The following is a 20,745-nucleotide window of genomic DNA, read 5'->3' on the forward strand; positions in this document are numbered from 1 at the left end:
ATTTAAGCACGTGGATGATGCTGAGCGTGAATTTGCTTCAGCCTCTCGGTCGCCACGTGAGTATAAATTTGGGTTGTCGATAAGTCACTATGCCCCAGCAACATCTGTACGACCCTGAGATCTGCGCCATAGTTCAGTAAATGCGTGGCAAAAGCGTGTCTTAATACGTGTGGTGACAGTAATTCAGTATCAATACCAGCCACAACTGAATAGTGCTTAATACGATACCAAAACGTCTGACGGGTCATTTGCTTGGCACGCTTGCTCGGAAAAACCACATCAGAGCTATTGTCGCCGAGTAGTTGTGGGCGACCTTGTTCAATAAAAGTCTCTATCCAATCCACGGCATTTTCGCCCATGGGAACCAAGCGTTCTTTACCGCCTTTACCGATAACACGTACTACGCCTTGTCTTAAGCTGATGTTTTCCATGGTTAAGCTGACCAGTTCCGTAACACGTAAACCCGTCGCATAGAGTAATTCAAGCATCGCCTTATCACGAAGCTCAATAGGATCGTTCGGATCAGGCGCTTCAAGCAAGGCATCAACCTGTTCTTCGCTCAAATCTTTCGGTAAGCGTTGCGGCAACTTAGGGCTGATCAACAAGGCACTGGGATCATCTCCTCGAATTTTCTCGCGGTGTAAATATTGAAATAAGCGACGAATTGCCGACAGCATGCGAGCACGAGAAGTCTGCTTAAAATCAGCGTCAGCTAACCAGCCTTGATAATCCTGTAAACCAGAAAGGCTAATGAAGTCGAGGCGATAATTGTTCTTTTCCATCCACGCTAATAACTTGGATAAATCAGTACGATACGAGACGAGGGTATTTTCAGATAATCCTCGCTCCATCCACATAGCATCTAAAAACTGCTCAACGAGACCGTGGTCTGCGCTCTGCCCTTGAGGCGACTGCATAGTGTTACTCACAATATTGGAAACTGTTTTGAGAGTATGCCAGAGCAAATATGAATGCCATAAAAATTACGACTTGAGCGGATAATCGCTGCAATCGAAGTCGATTTATGGTTAGAATTCGCCATCTGAAATTAAAATCGAACGTTTGCTATGAAAATTGGATTATTTTACGGCTCAACCACCTGCTACACAGAAATGGCAGCAGAAAAAATTCGCGGCATAATTGGTGAAGACCTAGTTGATATCCATAACGTGAAAGAAACCCCTCTTTCATTGATGGCGGACTACGACCTTTTGTTGCTAGGGATTTCTACTTGGGATTTCGGTGAAATTCAAGAAGATTGGAATGAGCTGTGGGAAGACATCGCAACCACGCCAATGAAAGGCAAGGTTGTGGCTCTGTTTGGTCTAGGTGATCAAGAGGGCTACGGTGAATGGTTCTTAGATGCGATGGGACTATTGCATGATGAACTGAAAACCGCAGGCGCTGAATTTGTCGGCTTCTGGCCAAACGATGACAGCTACGAGTTTGAAGCATCTAAAGCGTTAACGGAAGACAAATCTCAGTTCGTCGGCTTAGCTCTGGATGAAGATTCACAGTACGAACTCAGCGACGAACGCATCGCAACTTGGGTTGAACAAGTACTCGTCGAGTACAGCGAAAAGCTTTAAGTTCAGTTTTCTTAAAGCTAAGCGTTAAGAATTAAGCGCGAGTTTCTAACCCTAAGCCGAAAAAACATGATCGATTAGATACAAAAAGGCCTCATCACTGCAAAGTAATGAGGCCTTTTCTATTCAACTTTATATTGAATACGGGCTAACGATTTAATCTTAACGGAAGATTAAACAGTCTCTTCAGCCATCTCTTGCTCTGTTGCTTTACCAACAAAGAACATACAGATGATTGCTGCAGTCGTTGGCAATAACCAACCCATACCGAACTCAAATAGCGGAAGCATGTTAAGTGCAGATACATCGATACCCGCAACTTTAGCGCCATCAATAAGAGCAAACATCAGTGACACTAAAACAACCACACGGTAAGCCGCTTTTGGATTAGGGAAGCGGCTGCGCAAGAACGTCAGTGCTACCAATGCGATTGCTACAGGGTACAGTGCAAACAGTACTGGAACAGATAGAGAAATCAGCTGAGAAAGGCCAACGTTCGCAACGGTTGCACAAGCTACACCATTGATGATTACCCAAGTCTTGTAAGACAGAGGTGTTAGCGAGCTGAAATAATCAGAACATGCTGAAACAAGGCCGATTGCCGTTGTTAGACATGCTAGCAATACGATCACTGAAAGTACTAGCTGACCAGATGGGCCAAATAGTGATTGAACGTAAAGGCTTAGGATAGCACCGCCATTGTCAGCACCTGCAGCTACTGTTGCACTCGTTGCGCCTAAGAAGAACAAAGAGATGTAAACAAACGCTAGACCAGCTGCAGCAATACAACCTGCGCTGATTAAATACTTAGTCGTTGCCGCGCGATCAGTAATTCCTTTGCTGCGAATCGCATCAACAATCAGCATGCCGAACATCAAAGAAGCAAAAGTATCCATGGTGTTGTAACCTTCAAGGAAACCTTTGGTTAGTGGCTGAGTGATATATTCTCCGTGTGCCGCAAAAATGTCGCCTTGAGGGTTAACAAACACAGCAATCGCCAATACAACTAAACCAACGAATAGTACAGGTGTAAGCACCTTACCAATAACGTCGATTAGCTTACCTTGAGACCATGAGAAGAACATCGCTACAACAAAAAATGCAATCGAAAAGAACGTAAGGTGAGCTTGAGAGGCATCGATGAAGAACGGTTTCACCGCCATCTCATAAGCAACAAGACCGGTACGCGGTGCAGCAAATGCAGGACCAATGATAATAAAGATCAGCACAGCCATAATGGTAGCTGCTCGCTTAGGAAGATCTTTGGTTAGATGACCCCAAGAGCCACCAGCCACAGCCACAGCAACGATAGTGATTAATGGCAGACCAACGGCGGTCAGCAAGAAACCAAACATCGCTGGAAGGAAATGGTCACCAGCTAATTGACCAGCAAGAGGTGGGAAGATGATGTTACCCGCACCTAAGAAAAACGCAAAAAGCATAAAGCCCAATGCCATTATATCTGTTAGTTTTAGACTCTGTTTCACAGATAATCCTTAATTATATTTATGAGTTTATGTTGTGCTTACATGAATGTTACAGCTCAAAGCTGCCAATCAATCTATAAAATAGTCGCGCATAATGACGAAACACTTGGCTAGCTGCAAGTCACCACAAAAAAACACCATATAAATTTGCATATGAGAACCAAAAGCAGTGGATTCCACTGGATACAGAAAAATAGACGCAATTATAAACTAACCACAATTCACAACAATAGCTTTCCAAACAGAACATTGATTCATACAACTAATTAACATTAGAGCTAATCACTTAAAAATTCTCGATACTCAGAACATTCATGAAAGACAAAACAATAGAAACCAAAAGCTTCAATTTTAAAAAATTCTCTATTTACGGTGGACAAAGCGGCATGCCCGTTAGCACCGATGGCGTACTACTTGGAGCGTGGACTAACCTTGCACCGAAATCATCGGTACTCGACATAGGGACAGGAACTGGCTTATTAGCCTTGATGACGGCACAACGCTATGAAGATGCCTCTATCTTTGCGATCGATATTGATCTGCACGCGATTGATGCGGCGACAATCAACATTGAGCAGTCGCAGTGGCAAGATCGCATCTCTCTTCATCATGGCAGTGTGTTAACGGCGGATTTTTCACAAAGATTTGATGCGATTATCTGTAACCCACCCTACTTCAACTCTGGTGAACAGGCGCAGCAAAGCCAAAGAGCAACGGCCAGACATACAGGAAGCTTGGAGCACCTTCAGCTTGCCCTGCGTTGTTTCGAACTTACCACAGAAAATGCAACCGCAAGCTTCATACTGCCGACTCCAGAAGGAGAAGGTTTCATCAAGCTTGCCCAGCAATGTGGTTGGTATCTAGCAAAACGCCTTGATGTGAAAACAACAAATAAAAAACCCGCTAGCCGAATTTTGTTTGAGTTATCTAAAGATCCTGCTTGCGAGCAAGATTTGCAGTGTGAATCGCTCACGATCCACAACAATAATGGTTATAGCGAGGCATTTATTGCCCTTACTAAAGATTTTTATCTCAAGATGTAGCAAATACCATGTGATCCTAATCACTAATGCTTCTATAATGTCCGACTACTCTTTTTTATCGTCTGCTTTTTGAGGCAGAAACATTTATTGCTTGTGGAGAAACAACAGTGATCAGAACCTTTGCAGAACTCGATCTAAACCAAGAGCTGCTTAAAGCAATTGACGAAATGGGCTACGAACGCCCAACACAGATACAAGCTGAAGCAATCCCACAAGCGTTAGATGGAAGAGACGTTTTGGCTTCTGCGCCAACAGGTACTGGTAAAACAGCATCATTTGTATTGCCAGCACTGCAATACCTACTGGATTTCCCACGTAAGAAATCTGGCCCTGCACGTATGCTTATCCTAACGCCAACGCGCGAGCTGGCAATGCAGATCACCGAACAAGCACGTGAACTTGCTAAATACACCAGCCTGAACATCTTCACGATCACGGGCGGTGTGATGTACCAAGAGCACGCAGATATCTTAAGTACAACTCAAGATATCGTAGTCGCAACACCTGGTCGTTTAATGGAATACATTGAAGGTGAGCGTTTCGATTGTCGTGCGATTGAATGGTTAGTTCTGGATGAAGCAGACCGCATGCTAGACATGGGCTTTGGTCCTGTCGTTGACCGTTTGTCAGCAGAGTGTCGCTGGCGTAAACAAACTTTACTGTTCTCAGCAACACTAGAAGGTAAAGGTATTGAGGGCTTCACTGAAGATCTACTTAAAAACCCAGCGGAGATCGATGCTAAATCATCGCTTCGTGAGCGTAAGAAGATCACTCAGTGGTATCACCGTGCCGATTCAGCTAAACACAAACTTGATATCCTAAAACATATCATCACTGAACAAGCTGAGCGCAGCATCATCTTCTTGAAAACTCGTGATCGCCTAGGTGATCTACGAGCTCAACTTGAAAGCGCGCAAATCCCATGTGCATGGATCCAAGGTGAAATGCCTCAAGATCGCCGTAACAATGCGATTGCTCGTTTTCGTGACGGTTCGGTAAACGTACTTCTCGCGACTGACGTTGCTGCACGTGGTATCGACCTTCCAGACGTAAGCCACGTAATCAACTACGACATGCCACGTACTGCTGATGTCTACCTGCACCGTATTGGCCGTACTGCTCGTGCTGGTAAAAAAGGTAACGCGGTTTCTATCATTGAAGCGCACGACCAGCTGATGATTGAGCGTGTAGCTCGTTACACTGAAGAACCGATCAAAGAGCGCTTTATCGAAGGTATGCGTCCAACACATAAGAAAGCGGCCGTGACTAAGAAGAAGAAACCGAAGAAAGAAGACAAGAAAGCGGTAGAGAAACAAAAAATCGCGAAGAAGAAAAAAATCGCGAAGAAAAAGAAAGCAGCAAAGAAGAAATAATCTAACTGCTTCAACGATTCCATAAAAAAGCCCCATGCAGTTCGCAGCATGGGGCTTTTCTTTGTCTGGCCTGTTATCTGGCTAAATAATTCGTCTCTAATTTTAATTACAGGCTAAAGCCGAGACTAACTCGTTAGCCAAGGGCTGCTAGTTTTGCTCTTCACGCTTGAAAACAAGCTCTTTCGCATTCGACTCTTCTTCAACGAAATAGTAACCCGCCGTATCAAATTGAGTTAGCGCTTCTACCGAATCAATTTTGTTCTCGATAATGTAGCGAGCCATCATGCCGCGCGCTTTCTTCGCGTAGAAACTGATCACCTTGTATTGACCGTTCTTACAATCTTTAAATACTGGGGTAATCACTTGGCCGTCAAGGTTCTTTGGCTTCACGGCTTTAAAGTATTCGTTCGACGCTAGATTGATCAGCACATTATCACCCTGAGCATTCAACGCTTCATTGAGCTTGTCTGTGATGATGTTACCCCAGAACTGATACAAGTTAGTACCACGAGCATTCGCCAAGCGTGTCCCCATCTCTAGGCGGTATGGCTGCATCAAATCTAACGGCTTAAGCAAACCATATAACCCAGAAAGCATGCGCAGGTGGTTTTGTGCGTAGTCAAAATCTTCATCCGATAAAGTCTCAGCGTCTAGGCCAGTGTAGACATCGCCCTTAAAGGCTAGGATTGCTTGGCGTGCGTTGTCTTGGGTAAAAGTCTCGCTCCACTGCTCAAAGCGCGCTACGTTCAACCCTGCGATTTTATCGCTGACTTTCATCAGTGCAGAAACATCTACTGGCGTCAGCTTACGGCACTCTTCAATCAGCTCAGCAGAGTGTTCAACAAACTCAGGCTGACTAAAGCGTTCAGTCGCTAATGGTGATTCGTAATCAAGTGTTTTGGCTGGAGAAACGACAACTAACATAACTTTACCCTAATCGGTTATCTAACTGGATGCTGCTAGAGTATAGAAAAAACATCAACTTGTCTTTATGACTCTTCCTATTACTTCGATAGGGAGAATGAGCTTTGATAGACAGAATTAGGCAAATGACAGGCAAAGAAAAAGGCTAAGGTCGAAACCTTAGCCTTTCTAATCACTTTAGGATGAGCTGTTTATCGCTCCAACAAGATTACTTCTTGTTGTTGTCCCAAATACCGTCTTCCAGCTGAGACTTAAGCTCTGGGAAGTCATTCGAATCAAATGTTGGTACTTTACCTGCGTCTAGTTGACGGTTGTAGTCTTTCGCTAGCTTAATCACGATACCCGATAGCAGGATAATCGCCGCCAAGTTTACAATCGCCATTAGGCCCATCGATACGTCAGCCAGTGCCCATACTGTTGGCAATGTCGCTAGAGAACCGAACATAACCATACCTAGAACAACGATACGGAATAGCACTAGGCCTTTCTTGTTGTTGTGCTCAAGGAAGATAAGGTTCGTTTCAGCGTACGAGTAGTTTGCAATGATTGAAGTGAAAGCGAAGAAGAAAATCGCTACCGCTACAAAGATGCCGCCCCATTCGCCCACTTGTGCCGTTAGTGCACGTTGCGTGAGTTCGATACCCGTTACTTCACCATGTGGTACATACTCACCAGACATTAGGATGATTGCTACTGTTGCTGAACAGATAACAATTGTGTCCATGAATACGCCTAGCATTTGCACGTAACCTTGCGATGCTGGATGCGGTGGGTAAGGCGTAGCAGAAGCTGCTGCGTTTGGCGCAGAACCCATACCCGCTTCGTTCGAGAACAAACCACGTTTGATGCCGTTAATCATTGCTTGTGCGATCGCGTAACCTAGGCCACCCGCGGCTGCTTCTTGCAGACCAAAAGCACTCTTGAAGATAAGAGCCAGAACTTCAGGCACTTTCTCAATGTTCATTAGCATTACGTAGATAGCGATAGCTAAATAAGCCAGTGCCATGATTGGAACAATGATTTCTGCAGTACGAGCGATCTTACGGATACCACCGAAGATAACGAATGCAGAGATAATTACGATACCAACACCAACGTAGCCGCGCTCAAAGTCGAATGCCGTATTCATTGCGCTTGCAATTGCGTTTGCTTGAACCGCGTTGAATACTAGACCAAATGCGATGATTAGGAAGATAGAGAATAGAACCCCCATCCAACGCATACCTAGGCCTTTCTCCATGTAGTATGCAGGGCCGCCACGGTAGTTACCGTCGTTATCACGCGTTTTGTATAGCTGTGCTAGAGTGCTTTCAGCAAATGATGTTGCCATACCTAGCATGGCGATTAGCCACATCCAGAAGATAGCACCAGGGCCACCGGCGGTTAGTGCTACAGCAACACCTGCCATGTTACCTGTACCGACACGAGCAGCAAGACTAGTACAAAGAGCTTGGAAAGAAGAGATACCAGCACTGTCTGCTTTACGGCTGTTTCTGAGAACAGAGAACATGTGGCCGAAATGGCGGAATTGAATGAAGCCTAGTCGTACAGTGAAGTAGATACCCACACCAACGAGTAAGTAAACTAAGATAGATCCCCAAAGGAGATCGTTCATCAAATTGATTAAGTCTGTCACGTGAACCTCGTAATTGAGTTTAAGCACTGATCTTGCTTCCGAGCCTTCCTCTAGATCACCTATGCCAGTGTCAATAGTTGTGTCGGCATTAGTTTTATATTTATTTGCTGCGATCTAGATTGTAAATGTCGCTTCATGCATCCATTTTACGTATCAGTGTATTTTTTGACGGGCGGATAATGCAGCGAGACGGCCTAAAAATCAATATGCAATAGAGTTTATATTTAAATGACATTTCACTAATAACACACCTTTTGTTAACACAATTCTCAACAATTAAGCCCAATAAAAGTCACATTACCGGGACATAATATCAACAAAAATCAGTCCTCCAACAAAACAAGGACGCCATGTTATATAAATACCGTCAGCCTAGGCTTTACAAGGTATAGTGAAGATATGTGCATTTTTCTAGAACAATGAGATTCCCATACCGCGCAGCGCAGTGTGCAACTGAATGCACCACTATCAGAATGCTATCCCTTTCGCACAATGAATTAACATTCAATAACCACTAATTTAATCGTTTACTCATGTTTGTTTGCTCATTTTTTGTACACAAAAATCACCACAATGTGTGAGCATGCATAAAAAAATAGAACAAAAGCTTCATGGATTTGAAACAAATGAGAAATAAATCAAGGTTATTGTAGACTTAAATATGATATTTAATGGTTCGTAAGAACGAGTCCCACGGAAGGAGATATGGCTTATGGATAGCTTTCAATTTGATGAAATATCAGAACTAGAAATACCTCGTGCAACTCAAAAAACACGCTCCAAACCACTCAAGCGTAAATGGCGTGAAATCGAAGCAATCAACGACCGTAGACAGCTTGAAAAAGAGTTGAGAGAGATGAACCTAGGTCTCGACTTCAGCCTCGACGATATAAAGCTTTAATCAGCACGACAATAGAATAAAAACTAAAAGGCACCTATAAAGGTGCTTTTTTATTCTATTTGTACCGTCCTAAATATGATTACTCGCCAATTCAAAGCATCGTTTTGAACGCCTATGACCGAAGATAAAGAGTCAACAAGTATCAAGCGACTAATACAGAAGACACCTCAACATAGAGGTGCTTCAAAACTCATATTAGCTGTACTGATAGACTAAACGCACTCTTGTTCATTTTGTCGTACACGAGCTGCAAGCTGGCGGTATTGATCAGCAATCGTCTCTCCAAAGACAGGGTCGTTTTCAGGTTGAAGCCATTGCGATTCAACCTCTTGCCAATCTTTCACAGTAAATTCCTCAATAATCATTGGCAATACATGCTTCTCTTCATATTCCATGTGCTTTCTCTGCGCCTTTACAAAAGCTTCAAGCTGTTCAATAAACACTTGCTGAGGAACTACCGCATCTTGGAGGATCATATCGACTAACCCCAAAAAGTCGGCGGTTTTTTCCGAAAGCAATTGATGCTCTAGCTCCAAGTCTTCAATCACTTGGTCACTTCCATATTGCTTAAGGTAATACCGATAAATTACATCTTCTTTAGGATGATGCACCTTTTCCGAATGATTCATCAAATAATGAACCACCTCAGCGATCAGGCTGTAGTTTATTTCACGCTCTTGTTTTAGACACTCTAACTTATTATTGAGAATCGCGAGCAAACGAGCCATATAGCCATGCTCTCGTCTTATCCTTTCAATCATCATAGTATTGCACTCCATTACACCTACTATTTACAAGTGTATACGAAGATGCTTATTTATGGTTTGACCCTGCTCAGAAAACCATCAATCTATAATTCTGTTGGTAGCCGCCAATCGATAGGTTGTTGATCAATAGAAGAAAGCAGCTGATTAGTTGTTGAGAAATGCTGACAACCGAAGAAACCACGACGTGCAGATAATGGCGATGGGTGAGGTGCAACCAACACATGATGTTTTTTGGCATCAATCACTTGGCCTTTCTTTTGAGCATGCGCTCCCCAAAGCAAGAAGATGATAGGTTCAGAACGCTGATTCAACTCAGCGATGATCGCATCAGTAAAGCTCTCCCAACCACACTTTGCATGTGAGTGTGCTTTCGCCTCTTCTACCGTTAGGACTGTATTCAACATTAACACCCCTTGCGATGCCCAAGATTCAAGAAAACCATGACTAGGAGCCTCAAAACCCTTTATATCTTGTGCAAGCTCTTTGTACATATTACGTAGCGAAGGTGGAATTTTTACACCTGGCAGTACAGAAAAAGCTAAGCCATGCGCTTGATTGGCACCGTGATAAGGGTCTTGACCTAAGATAACCACTCGCACCGACTCAAAAGGTGTCATATCAAAGGCACTGAACACCTGATCTTGTGGAGGGTAGACAGTTTTCCCACTATTACGTTGCTGTTCGACAAAAGTGAGAACATTTTGGAAATACTCTTTCTCACGTTCATCATTAATGATGGATTCCCATGTCTTTGGTGCGCTCATCGTATTACTTCCCAATCATCAAGGTTTCTAGAGGTTGCCGACCTTTCGCTACACAAAAAAATAGCTGTATCGGCTAACTATCCTAAATAAGGATCTAGTTATACCTCATACAGCTATCAATAAACATGATGTGTAGGGTTCACTTGTTGATGAATCATAATAATCAGTTCAAGTTGTGTTTATCTCTATTAACCACTTTTCTGCTGTGTACGATGATGACCATGGTTATGTACATGACGGTTTGGTGTCGGTAAACGACTTGCGACAGAAACAGTTTGAGTTTGGGCTATTGAATACATAAAAGCACCTCCTATAAGACTTCGTGAACTACATATTCACTTTAAGACTATGAAAGAAAGGTGCCAATTATTAGAAATAGAAGGAAATTAATTTCCGCCTCTATATATTACATTTCTTCACTCATAGCCGTTGCTGAGTGATGAAACATTCTAAGTTGTTGAATTTCCTCATTCCATATTGTCGAATCAATGGTTTCCAAGATAAGAGGGATACCATTAAAACGAGAATCCGAGGCAATATATTCAAAACAGTCCCAGCCAATCTCACCTTTTCCTAAAGAATGATGTCTATCTACTCGGCTTGCGAACTCAGCTTTTGAATCATTGATGTGCATTGCTCTTAGATAGTGCATGCCCACGATACGGTCGAACTCAGCAAAAGTATGCTCACACGCTTCTTTTGTTCTTAGGTCATAACCGGCAGTAAAGGTATGGCAAGTATCTAAACACACACCGACGCGTGACTTATCGTCTACTTGATCGATGATCTCTGCTAGGTGCTCAAACTTCCAACCAAGATTAGAGCCTTGCCCAGACGTATTCTCGATCACCGCAATCACATCAGGCACCGCTTGGTGAGCCAAATTAATCGACTCAGCGATCTTGGCCAAGCATGCGGTTTCAGAGATCTTCTTTAAATGACTCCCTGGATGAAAATTCAAAAGCGTTAAACCAAGTTGATTACAACGCTCCATTTCATCGATAAAAGCCGCACGTGACTTTTCTAGCTTCTCTTCTTCTGGTGCCCCTAAGTTAATAAGGTAAGAATCATGAGGAAGAATATGTTCAGCAGTAAAGCCTAACATTTTGCAGTTGGCTTTAAAGGCGCTGATGGTTTTGGCTTCTAGCGGCTTTGCCGCCCATTGTCTCTGGTTCTTAGTAAACAATGCAAAAGCATTGGCGCCAATCTCACGAGCGCGCATTGGCGCTTGATCAACACCGCCCGCTGCAGACACATGAGCACCAATAAACTTGATATTTGTTTGAGGCTTTGAGGCTGAATTATTGTTTGTCATTAAATCACTTTACACTTTCAGAATGCTTAATAAATAAAGGGTCGTATCAGTTGTAGTTCAATAAAAACACAACAAATGTAGTAAAATTACTACACATGTAGCTGTTAAATATTTTTTATACTTTAAAATATTTTGTAATTACTTTGTTTTCAAAGGTTTTATTGATTTACCTCAATATAATTACCTTTGTAAAAATATGGTTTTTGGTTGTTTTTTGACTTAAATCAATGTTAACCTTACTAATATTAGGTATATATTACCCAGCTCAATAAAAATCGAAAGTTAACACCATAATCAAACCACATTCAGTGGACTAGGAGATAGTTATGATCCAAGGTATCCAAATTACTAAAGCAGCGAACGATGACCTACTAAACTCAATCTGGCTACTAGATAGCGAGAAGAATGAAGCTCGTTGTGTTGTTGCTACTTCAGGTTTCGAAGCTGACCAAGTTATCTCAGCTGCAGACCTAGGCGAGTACGAAAGCCGTGAAGTTGCAATCGAAGCAGCGCCACGCATCGAAGGTGGCCAACACCTAAACGTTAACGTTCTTAAGCGTGAAACGTTAGAAGATGCAGTTGCTCACCCAGAGAACTACCCACAACTAACTATCCGTGTATCGGGTTACGCTGTACGTTTCAACTCTCTAACTACTGAACAGCAACGTGACGTTATCGCACGTACGTTCACTGAGTCTCTATAATTTTTTAGAGCTTGAATTAGAATATAAAAACGGCGCTCATTGAGCGCCGTTTTTATTTGTTCAACAATACATATGTACGTTACGGTTGAACTCGGCGTAGTACCGTTTTCAGAGCTTCAAAATCATTGTCTAGATCTTCAGACAACAATTCCATCGCCGCGTGCTTAGCCAGTGGACCAGGTAACTCAATATCTGTACCTAAAATATCATCAACCACTTCTTTGAACTTCGCAGGGTGCGCAGTACACAGGAACAAGCCAGTTTCGTTTTCTTGCAGTTGCTCTTCCAGTAGGCGGTAAGCAATCGCACCATGTGGTTCACAAAGGTAACCTTGTGCTTTTAAGTCGCGCACTGACTCAGCGCTCTGCTCGTCAGAGACCTTACCTTTCCCTAGTGTATCTAAACCCCAACCTTTCAGTTGGCAAAGCTCTTCGATACGAGGCCAGTTGTTTGGTTGGCTAACGTCCATCGCGTTTGATGTTGTCGCAACCGTTGGTTTTGGATCCCATTTCCCCGTTTCAAGGTAGCGAGGAACCGTATCATTTTCATTGGTCGCTGCAATGAAGCGCTTCACTGGCAAACCAAGAGCTTTAGCCAATAGGCCAGCCGTTAGATTACCGAAGTTACCACTTGGGACTGAAATAACGAGGTTCTCACGCTGTTCTTTGGTGAGCTGAGATGCAGCCTCAAAGTAGTAACAGATTTGAGCCATTAAACGACTGATGTTGATTGAGTTTGCTGAGTTTAAGCCAATCTCTTTACGCAATTCAGCGTCATCAAATGCGTCTTTAACCAACGCCTGACACGCATCAAAATCACCATCGATTGCCACAGTGTGGATGTTTTTACCTAGCGTACAGAACAGCTTTTCTTGTAGTGGGCTGATCTTGCCTTTCGGATAAAGGATCACAACATTGATGTCTTTCATACCGTAGAAAGCATGCGCAACCGCAGCGCCAGTATCACCAGATGTCGCGGTTAAGATTGTGATTTGACCACCGTCAGATACCGCTGCTAAAGATTGAGCCATGAAACGGCCACCGAAATCTTTAAATGCCAGTGTTGGACCGTGGAACAATTCAAGCGCGTAGACGCCGTCTTTTACTTGATTGATCGGTGCTGGGAATTGGAATGCCGCATCCACTAATTGATCAATTTGTTCCTTTGGTAATTCATCACCGATTAAAGCCGATAGGATCTTTGAGCTACGAGGGACAAAGTCCTCTGCTAGCAGCGCATCGATATCATCAAACTTCGGCAGCTCTGATGGGAAAAATAGACCTTGATTACGACCTAAACCTTGACGAACGGCTTGGCCAAAAGAGACTTGCTCATCGTTTTCTTTGATGTTGTACAGCTTCATAACTCACTTCCTGTAACGATCGAACCTTGTTTGTCTAAACGACAAACGTGGACGAATCCTTCTTCATTTTGTACGTAATTTTGTTCTAACCAACGTGCAACACGCTCGGCGACATCTTGTTCTTTGCAAATGCTAAACAGAGTTGGGCCACTACCGGAAATACCAGTAGCCAGTGCACCGGCTGAAGTTGCGTACTTACGCGCATCAGCAAACCCTGGAAGCAGTTTCTCACGATATGGTTCAGCAATCACGTCTTTGATCATCTTAGCTGCCAGTTCAGGTTGGCCTGAGTGGCAAGCGTGGATGAAACCAGCTAAATGGCGACCATGTGCAATCACATCTTGACGACGGTATTGAGATGGTAGGATTTCTCTCGCCTCAGCGGTTGAAACCTTAATGCCCGGATAAGCCATTACCCAGAACCAATCATCAAAACACGGTACTTCTTGGCTAATGATGCCTAACTCTTCAAGCATAAGCTGGACACCACCAAGGTAGCATGGCGCAACATTATCGTAATGTATACCGCCTGAAATCTTACCTTCCATTTCACCCATTAGGGCAAGGAGTTCGGTTTCATCCAGTGGTTGTCCGTGAAAACGGTTCAGAGCATCAAGCGCCGCTACAATTGAACATGCACTTGAACCTAAACCAGAACCGATAGGCATGTTCTTCTCTAGTGTCATCTCCAAAGGCTTAACCGAAACGCCTTTCTTATCTAACTCTCTAGAGAACACCACCCAACAGTCATAAACGATATTTTCTTTGGTTTCAGTTGGCAGTTTAGAAACAAAGCTACCCGCTGTTTTTAGTGAAAACGCTTGATCACCAGCTTTAACCATTACTCGATCACCAAGTAATGTGCCATCCACTGGAGACACAGCGGCCCCCAGCACATCAAACCCTACACTGACATTACCGATTGATGCAGGAGCATAAACGACAACATCCATATCACTTGAACTCATTCCTAAACTCCTAATTTCCAACCAAGAGTACGCATCACATCAGAGAATACGCCTGCTGCTGTTACTTCAGTACCCGCACCGTAACCACGAAGTACAAGAGGGATTGGTTGGTAGTAACGACTGTAGAATGCCAGCGCATTCTCGCCATCTTTAATCTTGAACATTGGGTCGTCGCCATCAACAGCTGCGATACGAACTTTACACTTACCATCGGTGATTTCACCGACATAGCGAAGTACTTTGCCTTCTTCTGCGGCGATAGCTGACTGCTCTTTGAAATAAGCATCCGCTTCTGGCAAACGAGCCATAAACTCTTCCACCGTACCTGAATCATCAAAACCCGGTGGCAATGCTTGGTCAACTTCAACGTCTTCAAGCTCAAGCGCCATACCAGCTTCACGAGCAAGAATAAGCAGCTTACGTGCGACATCCATACCAGATAGGTCATCACGAGGATCAGGTTCAGTAAAGCCGTTATCTTTAGCAATGTTTGTTGCTTGGCTAAGCGTCATACCTTCATCAAGCTTACCGAAGATGTAAGACAGAGAACCAGAAAGAATACCGTTGAATTTTTCAAGCTCATCACCTGCAGAGATTAGGTTCTGTAGGTTTTCGATTACCGGTAGACCTGCGCCTACTGTTGTCTCGTACATCAACTTACGACGAGAGTTACGTGCAACTTCACGAAGCTGATGGTAGTAAGCCATGCTTGCTGTGTTGGCTTTTTTGTTTGGTGTTACAACATGGAAACCAGCCGCTAGGAAGTCCGCGTATTGAGCAGCAATACCTTCGCTAGACGTACAATCAACCAACACAGGGTTGATGATGTGGTTACGTTGAACTAGAGCCGCTAAACGCGCTAGGCTGAACTCTTCTGTCGCGCTCGACATACGATCACGCCATTGCTCTAACGGCAGACCATCGCTGTCTAACAACAAACCTTTGCTGTTTGCTAAACCACACACGCGAATCACAATACCTTTCTCAGCCAGTTTGCCTTGTTGACGTTGGATCTGGTCAACAAGTTCACCTCCAACACCACCAACACCGACAACGAATACGTCAAGGAAGTGCTTCGAGTTAAATAGATTCTCGTGACACGCTTTTATCGCTTCTGAGATTTTATCTTCAGGGATAACCGCAGAGATCGCGCGTTCTGATGAGCCTTGAGCGATAGCAACAATGTTGACATTTACTTCAGCTAAAGAAGAGAAGAACTGAGAAGCAACACCACGTGATGTGCGCATACCGTCACCCACCAGTGTAACAATCGCTACGTCGTCCATGAACTCGACTGGCTCTAACAAGCCATCTTTTAATTCAAGTTCAAACGCCTCTGATAGCACTTGCTTTGCTCTTACTTTATCAGCCGATTCAATACAGAAGCTGATACTGTACTCAGAAGAAGATTGAGTAATAAGGACAATAGATACACCCGCAGAAGACATCGCGCCAAACACACGGCTCGCCATGCCTACCATGCCTTTCATACCAGGGCCAGATACGTTAACCATCGTTAGGTCACTAAGAGTTGTGATGCCTTTGATCGCTAGGTTATCTTCGCCAGTGTCTTGACCAATCAAAGTACCTGCACCCTGTGGGTTAAAGCTGTTTTTGATTAGGCAAGGGATATGAAATTGCGCGATAGGAGCAATAGTTTTCGGATGTAGAACCGAAGCACCAAAATAAGAAAGCTCCATCGCTTCTTGGTAGCTAAGCGATTTAAGAAGACGAGCGTCATGCACCAAACGTGGGTCACAGTTGTAAACACCGTCTACATCTGTCCAGATCTCACAACAATCCGCGCGTAGACACGCCGCTAGAACCGCTGCTGAGTAATCAGAGCCGTTACGACCAAGCGTTACTAACTCACCTTTTTCATTACCGGCCGTGAAGCCCGGCATGATGTTTACGTGACCTTGTGGAAGGGGTGATTGACGGAAGTTCTGAGTAGAAACATCCACATCAACCATCGCTTCAAGGTGATCACCTTTAGCGTATAAGTACTGAACTGGGTCAATCAGGCTTGCTGGTTGGCCTTTCGCTTCAAGTACCGCTTTCATTAACTGGATGGAGATTCGCTCACCTTTACTGATGATACGAGCATTAACATGATTCGGGCACATACCTAAGAGGTTAATGCCATTTACAAACTGTTTTAGTTGAGCAAGAGACGTATACACTTGCTCTTGAAATGCAGAACCATCAACACCCGGTAATACAGCCTGAATCTCTGTAAACAGATTCGCAAATGATGATTCGATTTCTGCAATTTGTGCTTCTGCTTCACCATTTTTTAGTGCCGCTTCAATAACAGCAACTAGCTTATTGGTTGTTTTTCCTGGAGCCGATAGTACAACGGCTAGCTCTTCTTGCTGGGCATTATTAGCGATGATATCAGCCGCTCGTAAAAAACGATCTGCATCAGCTAATGATGAACCTCCAAATTTTAAAACGCGCATCCCTTTCTCCATAAGTCATAAAAATGGTACAAAAAAAGGCCTGTATCTTGTGGGATACAGGCCTTTCTTTTAAAATCCGTTACTTAGCAGCCTGCCCCAACAATGTGAATGTCGGTAATAATAATGGTGGTGGTCATTACTAGGTGGCTTAGGTGCTGCATATCAAATTCTCTGCTTGTGCTTTACTCTACGTGTATCAATTTTTACCACTAGACGTCAATGAAAAGTTGCGTTTTTTTTACATTCACGTCATTTTTCAGAGCAAACAGCCATTTCAGCGACAAAACGTCCTAAAACAGCTCCCAACTTAAAAGCGGAATTAGATTGCTAGATGAAGCGAAGTCATAAGTTGCATATATAGTCATAACAAAATGCTATATCGATTGTACAGCGAACGCACAACTTCTGTGCTTTAATTGAACGATAACGTTCGTAAAACAATAATAATGACATCAGGAGTGGGAAGTGAAGAGATTATTTATTCTTTTAGCCTTTGCTATGCCTGTCATTTGTTCAGCGAATAGTTTGCCTCTACTGAGTGGTTTACCATTACTTCCCAGTCAAATCGATCGTTCGTCTCATAAATTCTTCATCTCAACGCAAAATGCCTCAAGTGAAAGCTTCGACACTTGGAAAATCGACAGTGGTTACTCATACAGTCTGTTTGCTGATGTTGACCTTTATGTAGGTACACGAATCAACAGCGATTCACTTAAGTATGAAAGCGGATTTTTAAGTGGTGTCAGTTATCAGTTCTCAGAAAGGATCTCTTTTAACAGTTCTCTGCACACCTATAAAGACGAAGAAGAAGACAACGAAAAGTCATTAGCTGCAGAAGTTTCAAGCCGAGTACAACTTACCGATAATTTGGATTTGCATGCCACCCTTGATTACGAAGAGTGGCAGCAAGGTGTTGAAGTGGGGTTAGGATTTCGATTTTAATCGAATTCGGTTGTCCTTCATGAGTTCGCATGCGTTTTGATTTTTCAGTAGCTCAAGATCTTAGCGTCAACCTGTGCACGCAACAAACCGTTCCTCAATCCAATAATTCCAGCCTATTGTACTTAAACCTGTTAAGATTCAATTAACAATTCAGATGAAATTAATACACCATTCCAATCCGCATAAATGTAATCACCAGGTTGAATCAACTGATTGTGGACAGAAAGAGTGACATTAACCTGACCAACACCGCGTTTCTCTGTTTTGAATGGAGATGCACCAAGCGCCTGCACCCCAAGGTCCATTTGCGACATCATGCCGACATCGCGCACGGCACCGTTCACAATCACGCCTTCCCATCCATTTTCTATTGCTAGAATGGCGAGCTGATCGCCAAGAAGCGCTTTCTGGCACGAGCCATTTCCATCGACAACAAGCACTTTACCAATGCCATCAGTCTCTAAAACCTCGCGAACCTTGGAATTATCGTGATAACAACGAACTGTTACAATTTTTCCAAAGAACGCACCACGTTGACCGAAGTTCTGTAATGGTAGGTTAAGTAATGTGACTTTGCTTTCAAACTCATCACACAAGTCGGGTGTTATATCGTGCATATATCCTCCGTGAGTAAGGCGTTACCTGTTAAGTCAGGCGAACCTCTATGCTTTTATATGTTATTAAAATTAATCCTTTGTTTTCATTGTTCTATGTTCAATCTAATAATAATAAAAAGTTGATTGAGCATATTTATCTACTAGACTCTAAGGACAGCTTTCAGCTTCCTTGGTTCATATTCTTGCCTTTAGCAGGTGAGATGTGAGAGCCATCTCGAATAATCATTCTTGTTTTGCTGCTAAATAATCACCATAGCATTGGTTAAGTTGTAGCCATACTATTAAAGTTTGTTGCGATACGGCAATTGATGTAAATCAACAAAGTGAATGGAATTAACATTCTCGCATTGTTAGCATGCTGTTAACATTATAGAATCCTCTGCAATCACTAAAAGAATGATTAAAAGGCGTACTGGATCTACGTTATTGGGCAATACTTCAAGGAAGGCAGATAGCTGGAAGTAAGTGTTTTTTTGAAAACTTTAAGTTATCATCAAAATTACATTACCTGTATGTTATGTTTTTGCCTAGAATTTATTCTATTAGCACAGTTTCGTCACAAATTTAGGTACCGCCAAATGCAAACCCCGCAGATTCTGATCGTTGAAGATGAGCAAGTAACTCGTAACACTCTAAAGAGTATTTTTGAAGCAGAGGGATATGCTGTTTTTGAGGCTAGCGACGGTGAAGAGATGCACCAAGTGCTATCTGACAACCAAGTTAACCTTGTAATTATGGACATCAACCTTCCGGGTAAGAATGGCCTACTACTTGCGCGTGAACTGCGTGAGCAAGCAAATGTAGCGCTTATGTTCTTAACGGGTCGTGATAACGAAGTTGATAAGATCCTTGGCCTTGAGATTGGCGCTGATGACTACATCACTAAGCCTTTCAACCCACGTGAATTGACTATCCGTGCACGTAACCTTCTGAACCGTTCAATGAGCACTAGCTCAGTTCAAGAAGAAAAGCGTAGCGTTGAAAAGTACGAGTTCAACGGTTGGGTACTCGATATCAACAGTCGTTCTCTGGTTAGCCCAGATGGCGAAGGCTACAAACTACCTCGTTCAGAGTTCCGTGCTCTACTTCACTTCTGTGAGAACCCAGGTAAAATCCAAACACGTGCAGACCTTCTTAAGAAGATGACTGGCCGTGAACTTAAGCCACACGATCGTACTGTAGACGTAACAATCCGTCGTATTCGTAAACACTTTGAGTCTGTTTCTGGTACGCCAGAAATCATCGCAACGATTCACGGTGAAGGCTACCGCTTTTGTGGTGACCTAGAAGACTAATTCGATAAAGCTTCTGAACGCTAAGTTCCTGTAGTTGGTGAGCACTTCTAACTAGCTAGTACTCCTAACAGTCGAAGCGTAATCAATAATTATTAAAAAGGGAGAATGCCAACGCATTCTCCCTTTTTTATTGTTCTTAATTGAATGAGTTTTTAGTAAACCGTATCAACTTTAACGTCTTTCTCCACCAGCCACTTAACTGTTTCGCCATCTTTCAGCTCAACCGCTACATCTACCGGCTTGTCACTGTCGATCTCTAGCTGCCATACAAAAGCGACTTCCCATTGAGTTTCACTGTGAGTTCTTAAATCAAGATCGTCAGCCGTTACCAACAAGGTATCTGCACCCTGCTTAACCGTGACGCTCTCAACTGCAAGCGTTGCTGGCAATTGTGAGTCTGACTCTAGGTAGATGGAACCGTGTAGTGTCTTATCTTGAGCCTCTCCAATCGTTGGCATTTTGTTGTGCCACAGGTTACTTTTCATTGTGACTGTCGACGCAGAGACTTCAACTTGGTTACCTTGCTGCCATTCTACTTGTGGGGCAGAGCAGCCCGCTAATGCCACTACGCATGCGGCGAATGCTAATTTTTTCATTA

Annotated in this window: 20 protein-coding genes and 1 other annotated feature; of the genes, 8 read left to right on the top strand and 12 right to left on the bottom strand. The window is 43.3% G+C overall.

All coding sequences use genetic code 11. The annotated features are described in order from the left end of the window. Nucleotides 1–2: 2 nt before the first annotated feature. The gene (gene xerD / locus SJY39_RS27680) at nt 3–917 is read right to left on the bottom strand and encodes a site-specific tyrosine recombinase XerD (protein ID WP_010434816.1); all 915 of its coding nucleotides are present in this window, start codon (nt 915–917) and stop codon (nt 3–5) included. 150 nt (nt 918–1,067) lie between these two features. Here xerD and fldB point away from each other — a divergent pair, with 150 nt between their 5' ends. Beyond that, on the top strand, nt 1,068–1,589 hold the full coding sequence (gene fldB, locus SJY39_RS27685; protein WP_016767735.1) for a flavodoxin FldB: 522 nt from the start codon (nt 1,068–1,070) through the stop codon (nt 1,587–1,589). Nucleotides 1,590–1,759: 170 nt separating this feature from the next. Here fldB and brnQ read toward each other — a convergent pair whose 3' ends face one another. Then, on the bottom strand, nt 1,760–3,073 hold the full coding sequence (brnQ, locus tag SJY39_RS27690; protein WP_010434813.1) for a branched-chain amino acid transport system II carrier protein: 1,314 nt from the start codon (nt 3,071–3,073) through the stop codon (nt 1,760–1,762). A 314-nt stretch (nt 3,074–3,387) separates the two neighbouring features. Between brnQ and SJY39_RS27695 the strand changes: the two genes are divergently transcribed. Continuing rightward, a complete protein-coding gene (locus tag SJY39_RS27695) occupies nt 3,388–4,116 on the top strand; it encodes a tRNA1(Val) (adenine(37)-N6)-methyltransferase (RefSeq protein WP_016783950.1) in 729 nt (242 codons plus the stop codon). 107 nt (nt 4,117–4,223) lie between these two features. Next, the gene (gene srmB / locus SJY39_RS27700) at nt 4,224–5,489 is read left to right on the top strand and encodes an ATP-dependent RNA helicase SrmB (RefSeq protein ID WP_010434808.1); all 1,266 of its coding nucleotides are present in this window, start codon (nt 4,224–4,226) and stop codon (nt 5,487–5,489) included. A gap of 147 nt (nt 5,490–5,636) precedes the next feature. Here srmB and yaaA read toward each other — a convergent pair whose 3' ends face one another. Both yaaA and SJY39_RS27710 read right to left on the bottom strand, forming a co-directional pair. Next, nucleotides 5,637–6,413: a peroxide stress protein YaaA gene (gene yaaA / locus SJY39_RS27705; protein WP_016783951.1), complete on the bottom strand. Its 777-nt coding sequence runs from the start codon at nt 6,411–6,413 to the stop codon at nt 5,637–5,639. Nucleotides 6,414–6,621: 208 nt separating this feature from the next. Beyond that, nucleotides 6,622–8,049, bottom strand: coding sequence for a sodium:alanine symporter family protein (locus tag SJY39_RS27710; RefSeq protein WP_010434805.1), 1,428 nt, complete (start codon nt 8,047–8,049; stop codon nt 6,622–6,624). A 712-nt stretch (nt 8,050–8,761) separates the two neighbouring features. Between SJY39_RS27710 and SJY39_RS27715 the strand changes: the two genes are divergently transcribed. Beyond that, nucleotides 8,762–8,950: a DUF3545 family protein gene (locus SJY39_RS27715; RefSeq protein WP_010434803.1), complete on the top strand. Its 189-nt coding sequence runs from the start codon at nt 8,762–8,764 to the stop codon at nt 8,948–8,950. A gap of 212 nt (nt 8,951–9,162) precedes the next feature. On the opposite strand, the gene SJY39_RS27720 is transcribed toward SJY39_RS27715, so the two are convergent. From SJY39_RS27720 to nfo, 3 genes are all read right to left on the bottom strand, one after another. After that, on the bottom strand, nt 9,163–9,714 hold the full coding sequence (locus tag SJY39_RS27720) for a hemerythrin domain-containing protein (RefSeq protein WP_010434801.1): 552 nt from the start codon (nt 9,712–9,714) through the stop codon (nt 9,163–9,165). Nucleotides 9,715–9,800: 86 nt separating this feature from the next. Further along, nucleotides 9,801–10,481: a uracil-DNA glycosylase gene (gene ung / locus SJY39_RS27725; protein WP_010434799.1), complete on the bottom strand. Its 681-nt coding sequence runs from the start codon at nt 10,479–10,481 to the stop codon at nt 9,801–9,803. 406 nt (nt 10,482–10,887) lie between these two features. Continuing rightward, nucleotides 10,888–11,796, bottom strand: coding sequence for a deoxyribonuclease IV (gene nfo, locus SJY39_RS27730; RefSeq protein ID WP_016790337.1), 909 nt, complete (start codon nt 11,794–11,796; stop codon nt 10,888–10,890). A 326-nt stretch (nt 11,797–12,122) separates the two neighbouring features. Between nfo and grcA the strand changes: the two genes are divergently transcribed. Then, nucleotides 12,123–12,500, top strand: a complete 378-nt coding sequence (gene grcA / locus SJY39_RS27735) for an autonomous glycyl radical cofactor GrcA (protein ID WP_009848415.1) — start codon at nt 12,123–12,125, stop codon at nt 12,498–12,500. A 79-nt stretch (nt 12,501–12,579) separates the two neighbouring features. Here the strand turns inward: grcA and thrC are convergent, their stop codons facing one another. Genes thrC through thrA form a run of 3 tightly spaced genes read right to left on the bottom strand, consistent with a single transcriptional unit; the run spans nt 12,580 to nt 17,293 of the window. Continuing rightward, the gene (gene thrC / locus SJY39_RS27740; RefSeq protein WP_010434795.1) at nt 12,580–13,863 is read right to left on the bottom strand and encodes a threonine synthase; all 1,284 of its coding nucleotides are present in this window, start codon (nt 13,861–13,863) and stop codon (nt 12,580–12,582) included. Beyond that, nucleotides 13,860–14,816: a homoserine kinase gene (thrB, locus tag SJY39_RS27745; RefSeq protein ID WP_032544909.1), complete on the bottom strand. Its 957-nt coding sequence runs from the start codon at nt 14,814–14,816 to the stop codon at nt 13,860–13,862. Before thrB ends, thrC begins: the two co-directional genes overlap by 4 nt. 17 nt (nt 14,817–14,833) lie before the next feature. Continuing rightward, a complete protein-coding gene (gene thrA / locus SJY39_RS27750) occupies nt 14,834–17,293 on the bottom strand; it encodes a bifunctional aspartate kinase/homoserine dehydrogenase I (protein WP_016789756.1) in 2,460 nt (819 codons plus the stop codon). Nucleotides 17,294–17,322: 29 nt separating this feature from the next. Then, nucleotides 17,323–17,441, bottom strand: a sequence feature (Thr leader region). 317 nt (nt 17,442–17,758) lie between these two features. On the opposite strand from thrA, the gene SJY39_RS27755 reads away from it, so the two are divergent. Then, complete coding sequence (locus SJY39_RS27755; protein ID WP_010434788.1) at nt 17,759–18,235, top strand: hypothetical protein; 477 nt, start codon at nt 17,759–17,761, stop codon at nt 18,233–18,235. A gap of 131 nt (nt 18,236–18,366) precedes the next feature. Here SJY39_RS27755 and SJY39_RS27760 read toward each other — a convergent pair whose 3' ends face one another. Beyond that, the gene (locus SJY39_RS27760; protein ID WP_010434787.1) at nt 18,367–18,852 is read right to left on the bottom strand and encodes a putative 4-hydroxy-4-methyl-2-oxoglutarate aldolase; all 486 of its coding nucleotides are present in this window, start codon (nt 18,850–18,852) and stop codon (nt 18,367–18,369) included. 47 nt (nt 18,853–18,899) lie between these two features. Here SJY39_RS27760 and SJY39_RS27765 point away from each other — a divergent pair, with 47 nt between their 5' ends. Then, the gene (locus SJY39_RS27765) at nt 18,900–19,058 is read left to right on the top strand and encodes a hypothetical protein (protein WP_016767741.1); all 159 of its coding nucleotides are present in this window, start codon (nt 18,900–18,902) and stop codon (nt 19,056–19,058) included. Nucleotides 19,059–19,430: 372 nt separating this feature from the next. Then, nucleotides 19,431–20,147: a two-component system response regulator ArcA gene (gene arcA, locus SJY39_RS27770; protein ID WP_004741534.1), complete on the top strand. Its 717-nt coding sequence runs from the start codon at nt 19,431–19,433 to the stop codon at nt 20,145–20,147. A 152-nt stretch (nt 20,148–20,299) separates the two neighbouring features. Here the strand turns inward: arcA and SJY39_RS27775 are convergent, their stop codons facing one another. Then, entirely contained in the window at nt 20,300–20,743 is a 444-nt protein-coding gene (locus tag SJY39_RS27775) for a hypothetical protein (protein ID WP_016767742.1), read from the bottom strand. Nucleotides 20,744–20,745 lie beyond the last annotated feature (2 nt).

The organism is Vibrio sp. R78045, from assembly GCF_042466085.1.
GTDB classification, from domain to species: domain Bacteria; phylum Pseudomonadota; class Gammaproteobacteria; order Enterobacterales; family Vibrionaceae; genus Vibrio; species Vibrio cyclitrophicus.

Coding starts and splice junctions, on each gene's coding strand:
- xerD (WP_010434816.1), bottom strand. CDS start 917: ATGCAGTCGCCTCAAGGGCAGAGCGCAGACCACGGTCTCGTTGAGCAG.
- fldB (WP_016767735.1), top strand. CDS start 1,068: ATGAAAATTGGATTATTTTACGGCTCAACCACCTGCTACACAGAAATG.
- SJY39_RS27695 (WP_016783950.1), top strand. CDS start 3,388: ATGAAAGACAAAACAATAGAAACCAAAAGCTTCAATTTTAAAAAATTC.
- yaaA (WP_016783951.1), bottom strand. CDS start 6,413: ATGTTAGTTGTCGTTTCTCCAGCCAAAACACTTGATTACGAATCACCA.
- SJY39_RS27715 (WP_010434803.1), top strand. CDS start 8,762: ATGGATAGCTTTCAATTTGATGAAATATCAGAACTAGAAATACCTCGT.
- SJY39_RS27720 (WP_010434801.1), bottom strand. CDS start 9,714: ATGATGATTGAAAGGATAAGACGAGAGCATGGCTATATGGCTCGTTTG.
- ung (WP_010434799.1), bottom strand. CDS start 10,481: ATGAGCGCACCAAAGACATGGGAATCCATCATTAATGATGAACGTGAG.
- nfo (WP_016790337.1), bottom strand. CDS start 11,796: ATGACAAACAATAATTCAGCCTCAAAGCCTCAAACAAATATCAAGTTT.
- grcA (WP_009848415.1), top strand. CDS start 12,123: ATGATCCAAGGTATCCAAATTACTAAAGCAGCGAACGATGACCTACTA.
- thrC (WP_010434795.1), bottom strand. CDS start 13,863: ATGAAGCTGTACAACATCAAAGAAAACGATGAGCAAGTCTCTTTTGGC.
- thrB (WP_032544909.1), bottom strand. CDS start 14,816: ATGGATGTTGTCGTTTATGCTCCTGCATCAATCGGTAATGTCAGTGTA.
- thrA (WP_016789756.1), bottom strand. CDS start 17,293: ATGCGCGTTTTAAAATTTGGAGGTTCATCATTAGCTGATGCAGATCGT.
- SJY39_RS27760 (WP_010434787.1), bottom strand. CDS start 18,852: ATGCACGATATAACACCCGACTTGTGTGATGAGTTTGAAAGCAAAGTC.
- SJY39_RS27765 (WP_016767741.1), top strand. CDS start 18,900: ATGCTTTTATATGTTATTAAAATTAATCCTTTGTTTTCATTGTTCTAT.
- arcA (WP_004741534.1), top strand. CDS start 19,431: ATGCAAACCCCGCAGATTCTGATCGTTGAAGATGAGCAAGTAACTCGT.
- SJY39_RS27775 (WP_016767742.1), bottom strand. CDS start 20,743: ATGAAAAAATTAGCATTCGCCGCATGCGTAGTGGCATTAGCGGGCTGC.